The 19,101-nt window shown below is 63.1% G+C and carries 20 protein-coding genes and 1 pseudogene; 13 read left to right on the forward strand and 8 right to left on the reverse strand.

The features are described from left to right. The first annotated feature begins 14 nt into the window (after positions 1-14). A complete protein-coding gene (locus H043_RS0120325) occupies positions 15-965 on the forward strand; it encodes a LysR substrate-binding domain-containing protein (RefSeq protein ID WP_049827918.1) in 951 nt (316 codons plus the stop codon). A gap of 114 nt (positions 966-1,079) precedes the next feature. On the opposite strand, the gene leuD is transcribed toward H043_RS0120325, so the two are convergent. Further along, on the reverse strand, positions 1,080-1,694 hold the full coding sequence (gene leuD / locus H043_RS0120330; RefSeq protein ID WP_027613385.1) for a 3-isopropylmalate dehydratase small subunit: 615 nt from the start codon (positions 1,692-1,694) through the stop codon (positions 1,080-1,082). Next, positions 1,691-3,109, reverse strand: coding sequence for a 3-isopropylmalate dehydratase large subunit (gene leuC / locus H043_RS0120335; RefSeq protein ID WP_049827919.1), 1,419 nt, complete (start codon positions 3,107-3,109; stop codon positions 1,691-1,693). Before leuC ends, leuD begins: the two co-directional genes overlap by 4 nt. A 124-nt stretch (positions 3,110-3,233) precedes the next feature. Here leuC and H043_RS30765 point away from each other — a divergent pair. From H043_RS30765 to H043_RS0120375, 9 genes and pseudogenes are all read left to right on the forward strand, one after another. Further along, positions 3,234-3,323 (forward strand): annotated as a pseudogene (locus tag H043_RS30765) (DUF4381 domain-containing protein); the annotation flags it as partial. A 177-nt stretch (positions 3,324-3,500) separates the two neighbouring features. Beyond that, complete coding sequence (locus H043_RS0120340) at positions 3,501-4,691, forward strand: PepSY domain-containing protein (RefSeq protein ID WP_027613387.1); 1,191 nt, start codon at positions 3,501-3,503, stop codon at positions 4,689-4,691. Beyond that, positions 4,688-5,230, forward strand: a complete 543-nt coding sequence (locus tag H043_RS0120345) for a hypothetical protein (RefSeq protein ID WP_027613388.1) — start codon at positions 4,688-4,690, stop codon at positions 5,228-5,230. The genes H043_RS0120340 and H043_RS0120345 overlap by 4 nt, the downstream gene beginning before the upstream one ends. After that, complete coding sequence (locus H043_RS0120350; RefSeq protein WP_027613389.1) at positions 5,227-5,568, forward strand: hypothetical protein; 342 nt, start codon at positions 5,227-5,229, stop codon at positions 5,566-5,568. Before H043_RS0120345 ends, H043_RS0120350 begins: the two co-directional genes overlap by 4 nt. Further along, positions 5,565-6,140: a DUF6162 family protein gene (locus H043_RS0120355; protein ID WP_027613390.1), complete on the forward strand. Its 576-nt coding sequence runs from the start codon at positions 5,565-5,567 to the stop codon at positions 6,138-6,140. Before H043_RS0120350 ends, H043_RS0120355 begins: the two co-directional genes overlap by 4 nt. A 35-nt stretch (positions 6,141-6,175) precedes the next feature. Next, positions 6,176-7,105: a metal ABC transporter substrate-binding protein gene (locus H043_RS0120360; RefSeq protein WP_027613391.1), complete on the forward strand. Its 930-nt coding sequence runs from the start codon at positions 6,176-6,178 to the stop codon at positions 7,103-7,105. After that, positions 7,102-7,950 carry a metal ABC transporter ATP-binding protein gene (locus tag H043_RS0120365; RefSeq protein ID WP_027613392.1) on the forward strand — a complete coding sequence of 283 codons (849 nt, stop codon included), beginning with the start codon at positions 7,102-7,104 and terminating at the stop codon, positions 7,948-7,950. The genes H043_RS0120360 and H043_RS0120365 overlap by 4 nt, the downstream gene beginning before the upstream one ends. Further along, positions 7,950-8,849, forward strand: coding sequence for a metal ABC transporter permease (locus H043_RS0120370; RefSeq protein ID WP_003226663.1), 900 nt, complete (start codon positions 7,950-7,952; stop codon positions 8,847-8,849). The genes H043_RS0120365 and H043_RS0120370 overlap by 1 nt, the downstream gene beginning before the upstream one ends. After that, on the forward strand, positions 8,850-9,755 hold the full coding sequence (locus tag H043_RS0120375; protein WP_027613393.1) for a metal ABC transporter solute-binding protein, Zn/Mn family: 906 nt from the start codon (positions 8,850-8,852) through the stop codon (positions 9,753-9,755). It abuts the gene before it with no gap. 185 nt (positions 9,756-9,940) lie between these two features. On the opposite strand, the gene H043_RS0120380 is transcribed toward H043_RS0120375, so the two are convergent. The 5 genes from H043_RS0120380 to H043_RS0120400 form a co-directional block, all read right to left on the reverse strand. Continuing rightward, a complete protein-coding gene (locus tag H043_RS0120380) occupies positions 9,941-10,165 on the reverse strand; it encodes an MbtH family protein (protein ID WP_003226665.1) in 225 nt (74 codons plus the stop codon). A gap of 83 nt (positions 10,166-10,248) precedes the next feature. Continuing rightward, complete coding sequence (locus H043_RS0120385; protein ID WP_027613394.1) at positions 10,249-11,661, reverse strand: aspartate aminotransferase family protein; 1,413 nt, start codon at positions 11,659-11,661, stop codon at positions 10,249-10,251. 143 nt (positions 11,662-11,804) lie between these two features. Further along, entirely contained in the window at positions 11,805-12,290 is a 486-nt protein-coding gene (locus H043_RS0120390; RefSeq protein WP_027613395.1) for a GNAT family N-acetyltransferase, read from the reverse strand. 217 nt (positions 12,291-12,507) lie between these two features. Continuing rightward, positions 12,508-13,830, reverse strand: a complete 1,323-nt coding sequence (locus tag H043_RS0120395) for an ATP-binding protein (RefSeq protein WP_049827920.1) — start codon at positions 13,828-13,830, stop codon at positions 12,508-12,510. Beyond that, entirely contained in the window at positions 13,830-14,510 is a 681-nt protein-coding gene (locus H043_RS0120400; RefSeq protein ID WP_007969056.1) for a response regulator, read from the reverse strand. Before H043_RS0120400 ends, H043_RS0120395 begins: the two co-directional genes overlap by 1 nt. A 153-nt stretch (positions 14,511-14,663) precedes the next feature. On the opposite strand from H043_RS0120400, the gene dsbD reads away from it, so the two are divergent. The 3 genes from dsbD to dsbG are packed head-to-tail and all read left to right on the forward strand — an operon-like array spanning position 14,664 to position 18,013. After that, on the forward strand, positions 14,664-16,397 hold the full coding sequence (dsbD, locus tag H043_RS0120405) for a protein-disulfide reductase DsbD (protein WP_027613397.1): 1,734 nt from the start codon (positions 14,664-14,666) through the stop codon (positions 16,395-16,397). Beyond that, on the forward strand, positions 16,398-17,267 hold the full coding sequence (locus H043_RS0120410; protein WP_027613398.1) for a TlpA disulfide reductase family protein: 870 nt from the start codon (positions 16,398-16,400) through the stop codon (positions 17,265-17,267). Continuing rightward, positions 17,243-18,013 (forward strand): thiol:disulfide interchange protein DsbG, encoded by a 771-nt coding sequence (gene dsbG / locus H043_RS0120415; protein WP_027613399.1) that lies wholly within the window; start codon positions 17,243-17,245, stop codon positions 18,011-18,013. The genes H043_RS0120410 and dsbG overlap by 25 nt, the downstream gene beginning before the upstream one ends. A 113-nt stretch (positions 18,014-18,126) precedes the next feature. On the opposite strand, the gene H043_RS0120420 is transcribed toward dsbG, so the two are convergent. Further along, a complete protein-coding gene (locus tag H043_RS0120420; RefSeq protein WP_027613400.1) occupies positions 18,127-18,942 on the reverse strand; it encodes an alpha/beta fold hydrolase in 816 nt (271 codons plus the stop codon). Positions 18,943-19,101: the final 159 nt, after the last annotated feature.

Consider the following 19,101-nt stretch of genomic DNA (forward strand, 5'->3'; position numbering starts at 1 on the left):
GTACCGCCGATGCTATGCTGGCGGCTTGTGCCGCCAATGCTCGTTCCCACATGTCCCAGAACCAAGACCCCGTGCCCCTGCCCGAAGACCTGCGCGTGCTGCTGACCGTTATCCGCAAGAACGGTTTTGCCGCCGCTGCGGATGAACTGGGCCTGTCCCCGGCCTACGTCAGCAAACGCATCCAGATTCTCGAATCGACCCTCGGCACCCGCCTGCTGCATCGCACCAGTCGTCGCGTGTCGCTGACCGAGGACGGCGAGCGGGTGCAGCGCTGGGCCTTGCGCATCCTCGATGATTTTCAACAACTGCATGACGATCTCGCCGACGCCCACGACAGTCCACGCGGGCGTTTGCACATCTGCAGCAGTTTCGGCTTCGGTCGCAACCATGTGGCGCCTGCGGTTTCGCGGCTGGCCGAGCTTCACCCGCAGTTGCAGATTCGCCTGGACCTGTTCGACCGCGCGGTGGACATCGTCAACGAAGGCTTCGATCTGGAAATCCGCGTCGGCGACGACCTGCCCGGCCAGCACATCGGCCGGCAACTGGTGAGCAACCGCCGTGTGCTATGCGCTGCGCCCGCATACCTTGAGCGCCGCGGCACACCGCAGACTCTGGACGATCTGCAACAACATGACTGCCTGGTGATCAAGGAGCGCGACAACGCTTTCGGCGTCTGGCATCTGGATCGCGACGGCACGCAGGAAAGCGTGCGGGTCAGTGGGCCGCTGTCTTCCAACAACGGCGAGATCGTCCTGCAATGGGCGCTCGACGGACGCGGCGTGCTGCTGCGTTCATTGTGGGATGTGAAACCGTTGCTGGAACAGGGCCGACTGCTGCCGGTGCTGGCCGACTACAGCCAGAGCGCCAATGTCTGGGCGGTGTACCCGACGCGGCTGGCCAACTCCGGAAAGCTGCGGGCGTGTGTGGAGTTTTTGCAGGGGCATTTCAAAGCACTGTCACTGTAAACACAGCCTCCTGTGGGAGCGAGCCTGCTCGCGAAAGCGTCGGGTCAGACAATTGAGTGCTGGCTGAGACGACGCCTTCGCGAGCAGGCTCGCTCCCACAGGGTAAAAGGGGTGTCAGGTCAGCCATGGGTTGGCGGCCAGATGTTCGCGCTCGAACGCCTCGATCTGCTCACGCCGCTGCAAGGTACTGCCTATCGCATCCAGCCCCAGCAACAGTGCGGTCTTGCGCAAGCCGTCAATCTGGAAATCGATGACTTCACCGTCCGCCAGACGTATCTGCTGCGCCTCAAGATCCACATTGATCAGTGCTGTTTCAGGCTGACTCACCAACCGGCCAATGCGCTGCACCTGTGCCTCGTCCAGGGTAATCAGCAACACCCCGTTGCGCTGGCAGTTGTCGTAGAAGATCCCGGCAAAACGGCTGCCGATCAGCGCGCGAATGCCCATTTGCTGCAACCCCCACACCGCGTGTTCGCGGCTGGAACCGCAACCGAAATTCGGCCCGACCACCAGAAAGTTCGCGCCCTGCCAGGCCGGTTGGTTCAACACGAATTCCGGGTTGGGCGTGCCGTCGGCAAGAAAGCGCAGATCAAAAAACAACCCACGATCCAGCCCCTGACGGTCGATACCCTTGAGAAACTGCTTGGGCATGATCACGTCAGTATCGACGTTGGCCGCGAGCAGCGGCGCGGCCCGGCCGCTGACTTGCGTGAAGGGTTGCAGGCTCATGGGCGTTCTCCAAAGTGGCGGATGTCGGTGAGGTGGCCGTTGATCGCCGCAGCGGCGACCATGGCCGGGCTCATCAGGTGCGTGCGCGCCCCCGCGCCCTGGCGGCCTTCGAAATTGCGATTGGTGCTGGAGGCGCAACGGTCACCGGGCGCAAGTACGTCATCGTTCATCGCCAGGCACATCGAGCAGCCGGACTGACGCCATTCAAACCCGGCGTCGATAAAGATCTGCGCCAGCCCTTCCGCTTCAGCCTGAGCACGCACTGCGCTGGAGCCGGGCACGATCATCGCCCGCACATGCCCGGCCACCCGTCGCCCACGCACGACGCCGGCAGCGTCACGCAAATCCTCGATCCGCGCGTTGGTGCAGGAGCCGATAAAAGCGTGACTGATGACGATATCGCGCAGCGCCATTCCCGGCTCCAGGCCCATGTATTGAAGGGCGCGGCGCATGTCCTGACGCAGGATCGGATCGTCGATACTTTGCGGATCCGGCACTTGCGCACCGATCGGCGCCGCCTGATCCGGGCTGGTGCCCCAGGTAACCATCGGTTCCAGCTTGCTGGCGTCGAGGTGGATTTCGCGGTCAAACACCGCGCCGGGATCGCTGCGCAGTTCACGCCACTTTCCCACGCCCCGCGCCCACAGTACGCCTTGTGGTGCGCGGGGTTTGCCGTTGAGATAAGCAAAGACTTTTTCGTCCGGCGCCATGAACGCACCGCGTGCACCGGCTTCTACCGCCATGTTGCAAATGGTCATCCGCGCCTCGACGCTCAGCGCATCAATGGTCGAACCGCAGAACTCGATCGCATAGCCAGTGGCGCCCGATGCACCGATGCGGCCGATCAGCGCCATGATCACGTCCTTCGACGTCAGCCCCGGCGCCAACTCGCCATCCACCGTCACGCGCAGGCTTTTCAGGCGTTTGTAGACCAGCGTCTGCGAGGCCAGCAAGTGCTCGATTTCCGAGGTGCCAATGCCAAATCCGAACGCCCCCAGCGCACCGTACGTGGTGGTGTGGCTGTCACCGGCAGCGATGACCATGCCCGGCAGAATGAAGCCCTGCTCCGGGGCGATCACATGCTCGATGCCCTGACGTTTATCGAGAATGTCCAGCAGTTCGATGCCGAAGTCCCGGCAGTTCTCCGCCAGATACGACACCTGCCGCGCACCGCCGGCATCAGGCATCGCCGCCACCCGTTTGGGGGTGGTCGGGTTGACGTGATCGACCACCGCCAACGCCGTACCCGGCCGCCAGACCTTGCGCCCGGCAGCACGCAGACCGCTGAACGCCTGCGGGCTGGTGTATTCGTTGATCACTTGGCGATCGATGTACAACAGCACATGGCCCTGATCGTCGAGGCGGCACACGGTGTGCGAATCGATGTGTTTGTCGTAGAGGGTTCTGGGGCTCATCACGGGGCTCACTAGGGGAATCGAGTGATTTCCATCATAGGGAGCGCCTTGACCGCATCAATTGCCAGGCAGTGAGAGCGGCATTCATGAATCGTGTTTGATCGGCTGATCACCGAACGCCCCTGTGGGAGCGGGCTTGCTCGCGAAGGCGTCGTGTCAGTCGACCTCAATGTTGAATGATCTACCGCTTTCGCGAGCAAGCCCGCTCCCACAGGGGGGGAATTGCGAAACATTTGCTTTCATATCACTTTTCGGGATTTGTCCGGCTCATCCGTCCTATAGAGATGCAGGCCGTTCGCACAGGCAACAGCCACGACCGCGCCTTTTGCGGACACCCGCGCTGCGAAGCCCGTAGCCGCGTGCCCTTTCATCGAAATCAAGACGCGCAATCATGTCGAAGAAATCCCGTTCCAAACTGTGGTTCCTGGTGCATAGCTGGCTCGCGCTGCCGATCTGGTTTTTTGTCCTGATCGTGTGTGTCACCGGCACGCTGGCGGTGGTCAGCCAGGAAATCGTCTGGCTGGCCAACCCGCAGATGCGCGCCAGTCAGCCGTCGGACGACGCGCCGCGGCTCAGTTACGATCAGGTGCTGGCCGCGATCAAACAGGCCGAACCGCAGACGCTGGTGGAAAGCATCAGCCGCCCCGACGAATCGCACTTCGCCCTCGACGTCGAAGTCAGCTACCCCGACGGCCGCTCGCAGACGGTCTACGTCAACCCATACACCGGGGTGATCCAGGGCCCGGCGCCGGACTTCAACTTCAAGGCGTTCACCCGCGCCCTGCACGGCTGGTGGCTGGTGCCGTTCACCAACGGTTTCAGCTGGGGCTGGTACCTGGTGTCGTTCCTCGGTCTGCCAATGCTCGCTTCGCTGGTGACCGGGCTGGTGGTGTACAAGCGCTTCTGGAAAGGTTTCTTCAAACCCACCCTGCGTTTTCGTCACGGTGCGCGGATCTTCTGGGGCGACTTCCATCGACTGAGCGGCATCTGGTCGATCTGGTTCATCGCGGTGATCTCGATCACCGGCACCTGGTTTTTGATCCAGGCCATTCTGGCCGACAACCAGGTGTCCATCAGCAGCGAACCGATCATTCCCGCCATGTCTCGGGAAAGCGTACCGATGTCGAGCGACGCCAGTCCTCCCCCACGGATCAGCCTCGATCGCGCGGTACAGATCGCCGAACAGCACATCCCCGGGCTGGAAGTCAGCTTCGTCAGCCTGCCGGGCAATGCCTACAGCCACCTGAGCCTTGGCGGTCGCGGCTGGTATCCGCTGATGTTCCAGACCGCCACGCTCAACCCGTACAACGGTGAGATGGCCGCCACGCGACTGCTGACCGACCGTTCCTCGCTGGAGTTCGTCACCGAGTCGATGCGCCCGCTGCACACCGGTGATTTCGGCGGTCTGTGGATCAAACTGATCTGGTTCTTCTTCGGCCTGCTGCTGAGCATGATGGTCCTCAGCGGCCTGTTGATCTGGACCAAGCGCACCGCGCTGGCCACCGCCAACGCCCTCAAGCGCGAAAATAAAAAGGCCCGCAGCCCCCGCGTCAGCCGTGAACCGGCGGAGGTCAGCCTGTGAGCCCGTCCAATCGCACTGCCCAACCGTCCGCCCTGCGCCGCTTCTGGCACAAATGGCGTTTTCATCTGAACGCCCTGTTGCTGCTGATTCCGTTGGGCTTCATGCCCAAGTATTTCGCCGATGCCGCGCTGTTTCGCGGTGACGTCGGCCTCGGTGAGCATGAGGTCGGCGAAATCCAGGTCGGCCCGTGGAGCCTGCGCCTGGCCGAACTGCGTAACGAAGCACCGCGCCTGAGCGGCCCCGCAGGTTACATGAAGGACTTCAATGCCGCCCTCTGCGATGCCTGTGTCGAACAGGTCAAGGCCACCTACCTGCGCATCGGCAAACCGCGCAGCCTGCGCGCCGCCGGGGTGATTTTCTTTGGCACGCCGTATCGCATGGGCGCGCAATTGCCGGTGGCGGAAAAAACCAAAGCCGATGCCGAACTGTGGATCACCATGGAAGGCTGGGACGGCAGCATGCATCAGGCCTCGATTCCCCTGAGCCAGGCCTCCCCCGCCACCCTCGCCTGGCTGAACCAACAAGGAGCCAAACCATGAACCGCGTTCCACGCCCTTCCCGCCTGCGGTTGCGCGCCGCGTTGCTGATGCTGTGCGCAGGTTTCAGCACCGGCGCCCTGGCCCATAACCCGATGTGCGAATGCAAGGCCGTCGATGCCGAGCAGATCAAATGCACCGGCGGCTTCTCCGACGGCAGCGGCGCGCCGGGGGTGACCCTCGATGTGATCGGTTACGACGAAACCATTCTGCTGCCGGGCAAGCTCGGCGCCGATTCGACCGTGACGTTCAAGAAACCGGCGGCCGAGTTTTATGTGCTGTTCGACGCCGGCCCCGGCCACGTCGTGGAAATCGACCAAGCCGACATCGAGGCCCCATGAGCACGCCCACCACGCAAGTCGTCCGCCCGGCCGGTGCCGGGCATGAAACCCTTAACGTTCTGCTGTTGTGTTTGCTGATCCTTGCCGTCGCCGGATCAGTGGTGGCATGGCGCGGGGTGTCCCATGAACCGGAACCGGTCGCCAGCCATCAGCTCGATGCGCGGCGCGACCTCAGCGCTGCCGAGCAAGGCATCTACGCCGACCTGCGGGTGACCCTCGATGAAATCCGCCTGCTGCGTGCAGAACAGCAAAGCCTGCCGACACCACAGACCCTGGCTGAAGAAGGTTTCGCCCCGTTCGCTCAGGACGCCAGCTCGGTCAGCCGTGGTGGCCATGCCTGGCAGTTACTGGCGGACCGCGCCTATTTCGGCCACAGCCAGTCGCCCGCCGTCGCCGGTTCGTTCGTGATGCTACTGAGCGCCGACGCCACTGCCGCGCCGGACATCTGGCTCAACCGCGCCGCCGAGCTGCAGACGCCCACCGAACTGACTGACGCCGCGCTGTCCGCCGCAGGCTGGAAACAGATCGTCGCGCAGTTCGATGCCGGCGTGACCCGCGAGCATCGCCACTGAACCTTCGCCTTCACCCGAGAGAAGACCGCTTGCCCATGCTTATTTCCCTGACTCGCCGTCCCCTCCTGCGCACCCTGCTGTTAGGCCTGTGCGCGTGCCTGCTGAGCCCGCTGGCCAGCGCCGATCCGGGCAAACGCCTGCGCATCGGCATCACCCTGCACCCGTATTATAGCTATGTGGCGAATATCGTCGGCGACAAGGCCGAGGTGGTGCCGCTGATTCCCGCCGGCTTCAACCCGCACGCCTACGAGCCACGCGCTGAAGACATCAAACGCATCAGCGGTCTGGATGTGATCGTGCTCAACGGGGTCGGTCATGACGACTTCGCCGACCGCATGATCGCCGCCAGCGAAACGCCGAACATCAAGACCATCGAAGCCAACGAAAACGTGCCGCTGCTGGCGGCCACCGGTACCGCTGCGCGCGGCGCCGGCAAAGTGGTCAACCCGCACACCTTCCTGTCGATCAGCGCCTCGATTGCCCAGGTCAACAACATCGCCCGCGAGCTGGGCAAACTCGACCCGGACAACGCCAGGACCTACACCCAGAACGCCCGCGCCTACGGCAAACGCCTGCGGCAGATGCGCGCCGATGCGCTGGCCAAACTGACTCAGGCAGCGAACGCCGAACTGCGTGTGGCCACGGTGCATGCGGCCTACGACTATCTGCTGCGCGAATTCGGCCTGGAAGTGACGGCCGTGGTCGAACCGGCCCACGGCATCGAACCGAGCCCGAGCCAGTTGAAAAAGACCATCGACCAACTGCGCGAACTCGACGTGAAGGTGATCTTCTCGGAGATGGATTTTCCCTCGACCTACGTCGAAACCATCCAGCGTGAGTCCGGGGTGAAGCTGTACCCGCTGTCGCACATTTCCTATGGCGAATACAGCGCCGACAAATATGAGAAGGAAATGACCGGCAACCTCGACACCGTGGTGCGGGCGATTCAGGAGTCCGGGGCATGACAGCAAAAGAAACCCTCTCTGACACCCATCAATCCCCTGTGGGAGCGAGCCTGCTCGCGAAGGCGTCCGGTCAGTCAGCATCATTATTGAATGAACCACCGCATTCGCGAGCAAGCCCGCTCCCACAAGGGGTAAGTGGGCCGACTCTGGATTTTGCGGGAGTCTCTCTGACCCTCGGGCGCACCACGATCCTCGACAACGTGACCTTCCAGGTTCAGCCCGGTCACGTCCACGCCCTGGTCGGCCCCAACGGCGGTGGCAAGAGTTCGCTGATCAAGACCTTGCTCGGGCAAATGCCGCATCAGGGTCAACTGAGCCTGCACTGGCCCGGCCAACCCGGCACCATCGGCTACGTGCCGCAGGCGTTGGAGTTCGATCGTGGCCTGCCGATGACCGTCGACGATTTCATGGCCGCGATGTGCCAGCGTCGGCCGGCGTTTCTCGGCCTGAGCAAGCACTACGCCAAGGCCATCGGCGAGGCGCTGGAACGGGTCGGTATGCAGGACAAACGCAAGCGGCGCATGGGCGCGTTGTCCGGTGGCGAACGGCAGCGCGTGTTGCTCGCTCAAGGCTTGATCCCGGCTCCGCAATTGCTGGTGCTGGATGAGCCGATGTCGGCCCTCGACGAAGCCGGGATCCAGGTGTTCGAACGCCTGCTCGGCGACTGGCGCGCCGCTGGCATCACCGTGCTGTGGATCGAGCACGATCTGGAAGCGGTCAAGCGTCTGGCCGACCGGGTCACCGGTCTCAACCGCCGAGTGCTGTTCGACGCCACGCCGCAACAGGCACTGACCCCGGAACGGCTGCTGAGTCTGTTTTCCACCCATCCACGGAGCGCGGTCTGATGAGTTACGAAGCCTTTCGTTTGATGGTTCAGGGCTGGGCGTCGTCCGGTTACCTGCCGGAAGCGCTGGCCTACGGCTTTGTGGTCAACGCATTGCTCGCCGGCCTGTTGATCGGTCCGGTGCTCGGTGGCCTCGGCACGCTGGTGGTGGTCAAGCGCTTTGCGTTTTTCTCCGAAGCGGTCGGGCACGCGGCGCTGACCGGCGTGGCCATCGGCATTCTGCTCGGCGAACCCTACACCGGGCCGTACGGCAGCCTGTTCGGTTACTGCCTGTTGTTCGGCATCCTGCTCAACTACCTGCGCAACCGCACCGGCCTGGCGCCCGACACCCTGATCGGCGTGTTCCTGTCGGTGTCGCTGGCGCTTGGCGCGAGCCTGCTGTTGATTCTGGCCGGCAAGATCAACGTGCACATTCTGGAGAACGTGCTGTTCGGTTCGGTGCTCACCGTCAATGGCAATGACCTGCTGGTGCTGGCCATCGTCGGTTCGCTGGTCATGGCCCTGGCGCTACCGCTGTACAACCGGATCATGCTCGCCAGTTTCAACCCGCAACTGGCGGCGGTGCGCGGCGTCGCGGTGAAGACTCTGGATTACCTGTTCGTGATTCTGGTGACGCTGATCACCGTCGCGGCGGTGAAGGTCATCGGCGCGATTCTGGTCGGCGCGTTGTTGGTGATTCCGGCGGCGGCCGCGCGTTTGCTCAGCCAGTCGCTCAAGGGCTTCTTCTGGTGCTCGGTGCTGATTGCTACCGTCAGCACGCTGTGCGGGATTCTCGCGCCGATCGTCTTCGATCTGCCAATCCCGTCCGGCGCCGCGATCATTCTGGTCGCCGGCATCGCCTTCGCCCTCGCCGCCATTGCGCGCGGGGTTGTCCCGAGTCTGAAAGGGAACCTTGGATAAATGATCTTCTCACTGCGAAAACTGACCCTGGCCATGGCCCTGTGCGGCGTGGTTGGCAGCCCGTTGCTGGCGGCTGAAAACCCTCAACCGCTGCGCGTACTGGCCTCGTTGCCCATCACCTACGGCCTCGGCGAAGTGCTGCTCAAAGGCACCGACGTCAGCCTGGAACGCGCGGCCCCGGCGAATCTGCCGGGCAGCCGTCAGACCGCATACTTCACCGGTCGCGGCGCTCCGGCGCTGGGCAAACTGGCGAGCAATGCCGACGCGGTGATCGGCGTGCGCTCGCTGTGGGCCGATGATCCGCTGTACCCGATCGCGCGGCGCAGCAACATTCGCATTGTCGAAGTCGACGCGGCGCGCCCGGTGGATGGCGCCCTGCCGGGGATCGCCGTGCAACCGGGGCTGAAGGTCGATGGCTTGAACAGTCAGCCATGGCTGGCGAGCAACAACATGGGGCGCATGGCTGATGTGATCGCGGCAGACCTGGTGCGTCTGGCGCCGTCGGCCAAACCGAAGATCGAGGCCAATCTGGCGGCGCTGAAACAGCGCCTGCTCAAGCTCAGTGCCGACAGCGAAGCGCGCCTGGCCGAGGCTGAAAACCTGAGCGTGATGAGCCTCAGCGATCACTTCGGTTACCTGATCGGCAGCCTGAATCTGGAGCTGATCGGCCAGGACGCGCGAGCAGATGCCGAGTGGACAGCCGAAGATCTGAAGAAGCTCACGGCGACGCTGAAGGACAACGACGTGGCGCTGGTGCTGCATCATCGTCAGCCGTCGGAGGCAGTGAAAGCAGCAATTGCCGCCTCGGGGAGTCATCTGCTGGTGTTGAGTACCGATGCAGCGGACCCGGTGGCGGAGCTGGAGGGGAATGTGGATTTGTTGCTCAAGGGGTTGAGCGGGGCGTAGTTTCAGTTACACCGCGTTATCGTTCTTCGCGAGCAAGCCCGCTCCCACAGGGGGGTTGTGTGCAGCGCAGATCCAATGTGGGAGCGGGCTTGCTCGCGAAGAGGCTCGTCAGAACAACACCATTGCCAGCCATGAAAAAACCCGCTGCCTGTCACCAGTCCAGCGGGTTTGTTTTGTCTGTCAGATTACTGAGCGGCCGCCTGCCCTTCCATCTTCTGCCGCAGGCTCAGCGGACGCATGTCGGTCCAGACTTCTTCGATATAGGCCAGGCATTCCTTCTTCAGGCCGCTCTTGCCCACGGTGCGCCAGCCTTCCGGCACGGCTTTGTAATCCGGCCAGATCGAGTATTGCTCTTCGTGGTTGACCACGACCTGAAAGAGGATGTCCTCGCGGTCGAATACTGACGTCATGCTGGTTCTCCATCGTTGTAAGGGTGGGCTGCACCGGGGGTGCAGCCGGGTATGTAGTAAGAACGTTCGGCGCTGCGAAAAATTTACAAAGCGGCGGTGGCAGCGGCCAGGGCCCGGCCGAAGATCTCGGCGACGCGGTCGATTTCGGCGGCGGTGATCACCAGCGGCGGCAGGAAGCGCACCACCGCGCCATGGCGGCCGCCCAGTTCGAGAATCAGTCCGCGCTTGAGGCATTCACGCTGCACCAGCGGTGCCAGACGCGCGAACGCGGGTGGGTGACCGAGCGCATCCGGCGCGCCGTTGGGGTCAACCAGTTCGACGCCGAGCATCAAGCCACGACCACGAATGTCGCCCAGTTGCGGGAAGTCGCGTTGCAGGATGCGCAGGTGTTCGCTCAGGCGTTCGCCCATGGCGGCGGCGTGTTCGCAGACCTTGTGCTCAAGCAGATAACGCATCACCGCGGAACCGGCGGCCATCGCCATCTGATTGCCACGGAACGTGCCCGCATGGGCGCCCGGTTGCCAGGTGTCGAGCCAGTCGCGATAAACCACCACCGCCAGCGGCAGGCTGCCGCCGATAGCTTTGGACAACACCACCACATCCGGGACGATACCGGCGTGTTCGAAGGCAAACATCTTGCCGGTACGCGCGAAACCGCTCTGGATCTCGTCGACGATCAGCGCCACACCGGCCTTTTCGGTGATTCGACGCAAGCCGCGCAGCCACTCGATATCGGCCGGAATCACCCCGCCCTCGCCCTGCACCGCTTCGACGATCACCGCTGCCGGCAACTGCACGCCGGCTTCAGGATCGTTGAGCAGGTTTTCCAGATAACTCAGGTTGGCTTTGACCCCGGCCGCGCCGCCGAGACCGAACGGGCAACGGTAGTCGTAAGGGAACGGCATGAATTGCACACCGTTGCTGAGCAAGGCGCCCAGCGGCTTTTTCGGCCCCAGGCTGCCCATCAGGCTCAAGGCGCCCTGGCTCATGCCGTGATAACCGCCGGAGAACGACAGCACGGTGCTGCGCCCGGTGGCGGTGCGCACCAGTTTCAACGCGGCTTCCACCGCATCGGTGCCGGTCGGGCCGCAGAACTGGATTTTCGCTTCGGCCGCCAGTGCTGGCGGCAGCAAACCGAACAGGTCCTGGACGAACTGATCCTTCACTGGCGTGGTCAGGTCGAGGGTGTGCAGCGGCAGCTCATCGGCCAGCACTTGCTGAATAGCCTCGATCACCACCGGGTGATTGTGTCCCAGCGCGAGAGTGCCGGCGCCGGCCAGGCAGTCGATGAAGGTGCGGCCTTCGACATCTTCGACGTACAGGCCCTTGGCGCGCTTGAGTGCCAGCGGAATGCGTCGCGGATAGCTGCGGGCATTGGATTCCTGCTGGCTCTGCCGGGCCAGTAGTGGTGATTCGTTGAACTGATACAGGGTTTCCGCCGGCGCGGAGCTGATCCGGGCCGACGACTCTTCGATAAGGCTGGTGGCGACTGACATCTCTCGACCCCTCAATACGCTATGGATAGTGACCAAAACAGCACACCGCACAGGTGCGCGTTCCGGTCGCGGGGCGCACATGCAGGTTTTCCTGTTCTGGAAACGCTTAAGCGGGGCGAGGATTTAGACCCTTGATCGAGATGTCAGCCAGGCAATGGCAGCAGCTTGTGCAGCGTAACGCGGTGCAAGCCCTGATCGCTGGCGCGTGGCACTGCATCGCAGTAGCCCAGATGCCGATAAAAAGCCGCGCCGCTACGTGTGCTGGCGATGCGCGCCTGCGGCACACCACGAATCCGCAGCCAGCCTTCAAGGTCGGTCATCAGGGCGCGCCCTGCGCCACGGCGAAACCATTCCGGCTGCACATGGCAAAAACCTATCTTACCGCTGGCCGTGGCCATGCCGACACCCACCGGTTTGTCCTGCAACAAGGCGATATTCAGGTAGCAATGCGCGTCGGCAAGGTGCGCGCTGATGACGTCGGCAGATTGTCGGCCGATCCAGCGGCTGACCAGTTGCGGATCGTTGCGGTGTTCGAGCGCACAACCGACGCGAATCGATCGCTCGATGATGCGACTGATGATGCCGGCGTCGGCAGGTTTCGCCGGGCAGATGCAGATCGATGCTTCCATGGCGCGTTCCCTCAATCCATTGAGTCAGAGCAGCCCCGACCTTAACGCCGAGGCTGGCGAATCACCAACGCAAAGACGTTACATTTGATGTGCCACACCACGGATCCCCTAATGTGGGAGCGGGCTTGCTCGCGAAGGCGGCGTGCCAGTCAGCAACCTGTCGACTGACCGGACGCCTTCGCGAGCAAGCCCGCTCCCACAGGGGATTTTTGCTGGTTCAGACAGGTTGCAGCGGCATGGTCAGCTCGACGCGCAAGCCATCCGGACGGCTGTCGAAATGCAGGGTGCAGGCGCAGCGCTGGACGATGGCTTGCACAATGGCCAGGCCGAGACCGCAGCCGGTGCTCTGACCGTTGCGCCAGAAGCGTTGGGTCAGATGCTGCAGATCTTGCGCCGCAATCCCCGGGCCGTGGTCGCGCACCACAAAACGGGCGCGCTGGCCGACCGTTTCCAGGCTCAGCTCCACCTCAGCGTCCGCCGGGGTATGGCGCAGGGCGTTGTCGAGCAGATTGCGCAACGCGGCAATCGACAGCACCGCCGGCATTTGCACCGGCGCACTGGAGAGCTGCTTGGGCAATTGCAGTTTGATGCGCTGACGCTCGCCACCAGCCGCATCCTGCATCGCCAGTTTCGCCACCTGTTCGGCGCTGCACTGCACGCCGTCATCGAACGACAGACTGCCCTCGACCCGCGCCAGCAACAGCAGTTGCTCCAGCGTGCGGTGCATACGGTCGGCACCCTCTTCGGCGCGAGCCAGCGACTGATCACGGGCACTGCCCTCGGTCATGCGTGCCACTTGCAGGTGGGTCTTGATCGCGGTCAGCGGGCTGCGCAGTTCATGGGCGGCATCGCCCGTCAGCCGTCGTTCGCGCTCGATGGTCTTGCCGATGCGCTGAAACAACTGATTCTGGGTATCGAGCAGCGGTTTCAGTTCACTGGGAAACGACTGCAACTGCAATGGCTCAAGCGAGTCGGCGTTACGCCGCATCAAGGCTTCGCGCAGCCGATTGAGCGGCGCCAGCCCCTGGCCGATGCCCAGCCACAACAGGCACAGGCAACCGAGCAACGCCACGCCCACCGGCACCGAGGCCGCCAGCAGGATCGACATGTTCAGCGCTTCGCGTTCGATTTGCCGATCGGCCGTGGTGATCCGCACATCCCCCCGCGCGAGAGTGAAACTGCGCCACGGCGCGCCATCGATCATCTGATCGTGGAAGCCCATTTTTTCCGCTTCCAGGGTTTGCTCGGGGCTGCTGTGGCTGCGGGCCAGAATTTCCCCGCGCAACGAACTGACCTGACAGGCCATGCCGCCGGGAATGTTCAATTGTTCGGCACTGAAATGGGTGCCCTCGCCCTTGCTCGGCAGCGCCGGCAATTGCTCCAGCAGCCCGGCGACCATGCGCGCCGAGGCTACCAGCCGCTGGTCGAGGGAAAACATCATCTGATTGCGCAAGTCGCTGAGCATCCAGGCCGCAGCCAGTGCCCAGATCAGGGCGAACGCGGCGCCGAGGGTCAGACTCAGGCGCAGACGCAGACTCATCACTTCTGTTGTTCTCCACCATCGGCCGGCCCGAGGCGATAGCCCAGACCGCGCACGGTCTCGACGATGCCCTTGCCGAGCTTGCTGCGCAGGTGGTGGATATGCACGTTCAGCGCGTTGCTCTCCAACTCGTCATTGAAGCCGTAGACGCTGTCCTTCAACTGCTCGGTGGACAGCACTCGGCCACGGTTGTGCAGCAGCGCCTGCAACAGCGATTGCTCGCGGCGCGACAAGTCCACCGGTTGCCCGGCCAACGTGGTTTCGCGGCTGCTTGGATCGTAGGTCAGCGCGCCGTGTTCGATCAGGTTGACGCTGCGCCCGGCGACCCGGCGCAACAAGGTTTGCAGACGCGCGAACAATTCACGCAGATCGAAGGGTTTGAGCAGGTAATCGTCAGCCCCGGCCTGCAAGCCATCCACGCGGTCGGTGACCGAGTCGCGTGCGGTCAGGATCAGCACCGGAATTTCCAGGCCTTGCTGACGCAGCTGTTGCAGCAACTTGAGGCCATCTTCGTCGGGCAGGCCGAGATCGAGCACCATCACGTCGAATTCGGCGACCTTGAGCATCGCCCGCGCTTTCGAGGCGGTGTTGACGTGCTCGACCGTCAAGCCCTGCGCCGTGAGACCGGCAACGATACCGCTGGCGATCAGTTCATCGTCTTCGCAAACCAGTACGTGCATGATCCGTCCCGTAGAAAAAAGCCGATTAGGCCGTTGGCCGATTAAGCTGACATTATGGCGCCCAACGCCACAGCGACAAGGGCGTGACGGTTAATCATCGGTTAATCGCCATCCACCATTGTGCCCACACTTGCACAGGGACAAGGCTCCTCCATGCGTCATTTTTTTCTTTTGTTTGTACTGCTGATCTCCGGCCTGGCCCAGGCGGGAAACAACCCATTCGAGACCAAACCGGAGTTTCTGCCGGTCGACAAAGCCTTCGTGCTCACCTCCGAACGCCTTGAGTCCGGGGAAACCCAGCTGTTCTGGCAAATCACCGACGGCTATTACCTGTACCAGAAACGCCTGAAATTCGACGGTTTGACGGCCGAGCAGCAGCCTGTGCTGCCCGAGGGCGAGTCGCACAGTGACGAGTTCTTCGGTGAACAACCGGTGTATCGCCAAGGGCTGGAGGTGAAAGTCCCGGCCTCGGCCAGCGGTCAGATCAAGGTCAGTTACCAGGGCTGCGCCGATGCCGGCCTGTGTTATCCGCCGCAAACCCGGGTCATCGATCTGGGCGGCAAAGCGACGCCAACGGCCAGTGCCGAAGCACCGGATCAGGCCCTGGCCAGCAGCCTGCAACAACGGGCGCTGGGCTGGAGCCTGCTGGTGTTCTTCGGCCTCGGCCTGTTGCTGGCGTTCACCCCGTGTTCGTTGCCGATGCTACCGATTCTGGCGGGCATGATTGTCGGCAGCGGTGCAACCCCACGCCGTGGTTTCGCCCTGGCCAGCAGCTATGTGATCTGCATGGCGCTGGTGTATGCAGCGATGGGGGTGATCGCTGCGCTGCTCGGCGCCAACCTGCAGGCGTGGCTGCAAAATCCATGGCTGCTCGGTGCATTTGCAGCAGTGTTCGTGGTGCTGGCGCTGCCGATGTTCGGCTTCTTTGAATTGCAATTGCCGGTGGCCCTGCGTGACCGCCTCGAACACGCTTCGCGCAGTCGCAGCGGCGGCAGCCTGATCGGTGCCGGGGTGCTCGGCGCGTTGTCCGGTCTGTTGGTCGGCCCGTGCATGACCGCGCCACTGGCCGGCGCTTTGCTGTACATCGCGCAGAGCGGCAATGCGCTGCACGGTGGCTTGATTCTGTTCGCGTTGGGCATCGGTATCGGGGTGCCGCTGTTGCTGTTGGTGACCGTCGGCAATCGCTTCCTGCCGAAACCTGGCGCGTGGATGAACCTGCTCAAGGGCATCTTCGGTTTCCTGTTCCTCGCGACCGCGTTGCTGATGCTGCGCCCGGTGCTGGACTCGTCACTGTGGCTGGGCCTGTGTGGCGCGCTGCTGCTGATCGCGGCGTTCTGTGCCTGGAAGCAATCGGACGGCTTCGGCCGGGTCGCCCAAGTGTTCGGCGCCAGTTCGTTGCTGCTCGGTCTGTGGGGCAGCCTGTTGCTGATCGGCGCTGCCGGTGGCAGTGACGACCCGTATCAACCGTTGCAGGTTTACAGCGCCGGGCGGGTCGCCAGCACCACGCCGAGCGGGCATGACGCGTTCACCACGATAAAGGATCCGGCAGCCCTGCTGCGCGAACTGGATAGCGCCAAGGCTCAAGGCCAGTGGGTGCTGCTCGATTACTACGCCGACTGGTGTGTGTCGTGCAAAGTCATGGAAAAACAGGTGTTCGGCAAGGACAAGGTCATGCAGGCACTCAGCGATGTGCGCCTGCTGCGCCTCGACGTCACTGCCGACAATGCCGCCAGCCGCGAGCTGCTCGGCCGCTACAAAGTCCCGGGGCCACCAAGTTTTGTCTGGATCGGCACCGACGGCGAAGAACGACGCAGCCAGCGCATCACCGGTGAGGTGGATGCCGAGACGTTCCTGCAACGCTGGACCACCACCCGAGACGCCAATTAAATGCTGACGTTCACCCTCGGCACCTTTGCCATCGCGCTTAACCATCTGCTGCTGATCAGTGCCCTGGCGCTGGCGACCTTTGTCGGCTGGCGGGTGGCCAAGCGTGGCGGCGATAACCCCGAGTCGGCGCTGTTCAGCCTGTTTCTGCTGGGCATGCTCGCGGCACGCGTGGCGTTTGTCGCCCTGTACTGGGGCCACTATCGCAACGATCCGTGGCAGATCATCGACCTGCGCGATGGTGGATTCCTCGCCTGGCCGGGGGTGATCGTGCTGCTGCTCACCGCTCTCTATCGCGGCTGGCGCCGCCCGGGCCTGCGTCGGCCATTGGGTTTTGGCGTGGCCAGCGGCGTGCTGTTCTGGTTGTTGGCGACCCTGTCACTGAACATCTACGAACAAGGCACGCGCTTGCCGGAAATCACCCTGCGCAACGCCGCAGGCGAGACCATCCAGCTCAGCGACTATCAGGGCGGACCATTGGTGATCAACCTGTGGGCAACCTGGTGCCCACCGTGCCGGCGCGAGATGCCGGTGCTGGAAAACGCTCAACAACAACGCCCGGACCTGACCTTTCTGTTCGTCAATCAGGCCGAAAGCATGCAAAGCGTTGCCACCTTCCTGGAAACCCAGGGCCTGAGCCTGAACAACGTGCTGTTCGACCGCAGCGGTCGACTGGGTCAGGCCGTGGGCTCCATGGCGTTGCCGACTACGCTGTTCTATAGCCCTGACGGTCGCTTGCTGAGCAGTCATCTGGGCGAACTGTCGAACGCCAGCCTGGCCCGCGCCCTGGAAAATTTCGACATCCCGAATCCAACCGCCGCACCGGCCACCTCTGCAAGGAAACTGCCATGCCCCGCCTCCGCCACCTGCTGACGCTGACTCTGGGCACTGCCCTGCTGCACCTGCCGTCGGTGCAGGCCGCCGAAGAATTGCCCGCCGCGATCAAGCAGATCGAAGCCAAGGGCGCAAAAATCGTCGGCCAGTTCGACGCCCCGGACGGCTTGCGTGGTTATGCGGCGCAGTACCAGAACCGTGGCATGGCGTTGTACCTGACGCCGGACGGGAAACACGTGCTGCTCGGCAATCTGTACGACGCCGACGGCAAGGATCTGAGCAGCGAGCCGTTGCAGAAACTGGTCTATGCGCCGATGGCCAAGGAAATCTGGGGCAAGTTCGAAGCCAGCAACTGGATTCAGGACGGCAACAAGGACGCGCCGCGCACCGTGTACCTGTTCAGCGATCCCAACTGTCCGTACTGCAACATGTTCTGGGAACAGGCGCGACCATGGGTCAAGGCCGGCAAGGTGCAGCTGCGGCACATCATGGTCGGGATCATCCGCGAAGACAGCCCGGCGAAATCCGCCGCGCTGCTGGCGGCGAAAGATCCGGCCAAGGCCCTGGAAGATCACGAAAAGGCCGGCAAGGCCAGCACCCTGAAGCCGTTGAAAGACATTCCAAAAGCGGTGCAGACCAAACTGGCCGCCAACATGCAGTTGATGGAAGACCTGGAACTGCAGGCGACGCCGGCGATTTTCTACATGGATGACAAGGGTGAGCTGCAACAGCAGCAAGGCGCGCCTTCGCCGGAGAAACTGGCGAAAATTCTCGGGCCAAAGTGAGTCCGGCTTCTTTATTGCCTGATCGGGCCTCTTCGCGAGCAAGCCCGCTCCCACAGGGATCACCGCGGTCACTGTGGGAGCGGGCTTGCTCGCGAAAAGAACGATGACACGGTTTAGCGGTTGCGCTCAGCCAAAAAAGTAAACAACACCTCGCTCACAAACTGCGGATTCTCCAGGCTGGAAATATGCCCCGCCTCCGGCACCAGCACCCACGGGCAACCGATCAATTCAGCCATTTCCTGTGCCTCCGACGGCGGTCGCGGTTTGTCCTGATCGCCGCACAGCACCAGGGTGGTCGCGGCATTCAGTTCGCCCAGGCGCGGCAACAGATCATCACGGCTGAAGGTGATACGCCCCATCGGCACGATGCTTTCGCGCAGGCGATCCGCGGTGTAGGCCGCCAGTTTGGCGCGGAAGTCCTGATACAGCGCCGACTGCGGATCGATGCCCGGGCGGAAGAAGATCGGCACCACGATGTCGAGCAACTGAGGCGCAATCTCGCCGCTTTCCTCGATTTGCTTGAACAGCGAGAAATAGTACTGACGGGTTGGCTCAGGCTCGACGCCGACGTAGGTGTCGAGCAGTACCAGACCGTTGATCCGTTGCGGTGCCGACAACGCCAGACGCACGCCCCACATGCCGCCGACTGACAGCCCCGCCAGCGTTATCTGCTCGATCTGCAGGTGGTCGAGCAAGGCCTCGACCTGCCGCGCGATGTCATCCAGCGAGGTGGTGCCTTGCGGCAAGCGCCCGGATTCGCCGTGGCCCCACAGGTCCAGCGCAATCACCCGGTAGTGCGGCGACAGCGCAGCGATCTGCGGCGCCCACATGGCCGTGTCCCACAGATAGCTGCCCGCCAGCAACACGGCCGGGCCGGTGCCTTGATCAATGTAGTGCAGCGCTTGTCCGTCAACCGTGAAGAAAGGCATCGACCACCCCCGCGACAAAAAAGAGAACCGGCAGACTGAGCTGCCGGTTGTTGATCGTCAACCGTGTAAATGTCTGAAAATGTGCCGCCCCAATCGCGAGCAGGCTCGCTCCCACAGGGGATCTGTGATCGACACAAAACCCATGTGGGAGCGAGCCTG

The sequence above is a fragment of the Pseudomonas sp. URIL14HWK12:I6 genome (assembly GCF_000514195.1).
Lineage (GTDB): Bacteria > Pseudomonadota > Gammaproteobacteria > Pseudomonadales > Pseudomonadaceae > Aquipseudomonas > Aquipseudomonas putida_A.

Bases quoted from the DNA above. Each gene is read 5' to 3' on its own strand.
- H043_RS0120400 (WP_007969056.1), bottom strand. From the start codon at position 14,510: ATGCACGTACTGGTTTGCGAAGACGATGAACTGATCGCCAGCGGTATC.
- H043_RS0120390 (WP_027613395.1), bottom strand. From the start codon at position 12,290: ATGGAAGCATCGATCTGCATCTGCCCGGCGAAACCTGCCGACGCCGGC.
- H043_RS0120410 (WP_027613398.1), top strand. From the start codon at position 16,398: ATGCTGACGTTCACCCTCGGCACCTTTGCCATCGCGCTTAACCATCTG.
- H043_RS0120325 (WP_049827918.1), top strand. From the start codon at position 15: ATGCTGGCGGCTTGTGCCGCCAATGCTCGTTCCCACATGTCCCAGAAC.
- dsbG (WP_027613399.1), top strand. From the start codon at position 17,243: ATGCCCCGCCTCCGCCACCTGCTGACGCTGACTCTGGGCACTGCCCTG.
- leuD (WP_027613385.1), bottom strand. From the start codon at position 1,694: ATGAGCCTGCAACCCTTCACGCAAGTCAGCGGCCGGGCCGCGCCGCTG.
- leuC (WP_049827919.1), bottom strand. From the start codon at position 3,109: ATGAGCCCCAGAACCCTCTACGACAAACACATCGATTCGCACACCGTG.
- H043_RS0120360 (WP_027613391.1), top strand. From the start codon at position 6,176: ATGCTTATTTCCCTGACTCGCCGTCCCCTCCTGCGCACCCTGCTGTTA.
- H043_RS0120355 (WP_027613390.1), top strand. From the start codon at position 5,565: ATGAGCACGCCCACCACGCAAGTCGTCCGCCCGGCCGGTGCCGGGCAT.
- H043_RS0120370 (WP_003226663.1), top strand. From the start codon at position 7,950: ATGAGTTACGAAGCCTTTCGTTTGATGGTTCAGGGCTGGGCGTCGTCC.
- H043_RS0120380 (WP_003226665.1), bottom strand. From the start codon at position 10,165: ATGACGTCAGTATTCGACCGCGAGGACATCCTCTTTCAGGTCGTGGTC.
- H043_RS0120365 (WP_027613392.1), top strand. From the start codon at position 7,102: ATGACAGCAAAAGAAACCCTCTCTGACACCCATCAATCCCCTGTGGGA.
- H043_RS0120385 (WP_027613394.1), bottom strand. From the start codon at position 11,661: ATGTCAGTCGCCACCAGCCTTATCGAAGAGTCGTCGGCCCGGATCAGC.
- H043_RS0120375 (WP_027613393.1), top strand. From the start codon at position 8,850: ATGATCTTCTCACTGCGAAAACTGACCCTGGCCATGGCCCTGTGCGGC.
- H043_RS0120350 (WP_027613389.1), top strand. From the start codon at position 5,227: ATGAACCGCGTTCCACGCCCTTCCCGCCTGCGGTTGCGCGCCGCGTTG.
- dsbD (WP_027613397.1), top strand. From the start codon at position 14,664: ATGCGTCATTTTTTTCTTTTGTTTGTACTGCTGATCTCCGGCCTGGCC.
- H043_RS0120420 (WP_027613400.1), bottom strand. From the start codon at position 18,942: ATGCCTTTCTTCACGGTTGACGGACAAGCGCTGCACTACATTGATCAA.
- H043_RS0120395 (WP_049827920.1), bottom strand. From the start codon at position 13,830: ATGAGTCTGCGTCTGCGCCTGAGTCTGACCCTCGGCGCCGCGTTCGCC.
- H043_RS0120340 (WP_027613387.1), top strand. From the start codon at position 3,501: ATGTCGAAGAAATCCCGTTCCAAACTGTGGTTCCTGGTGCATAGCTGG.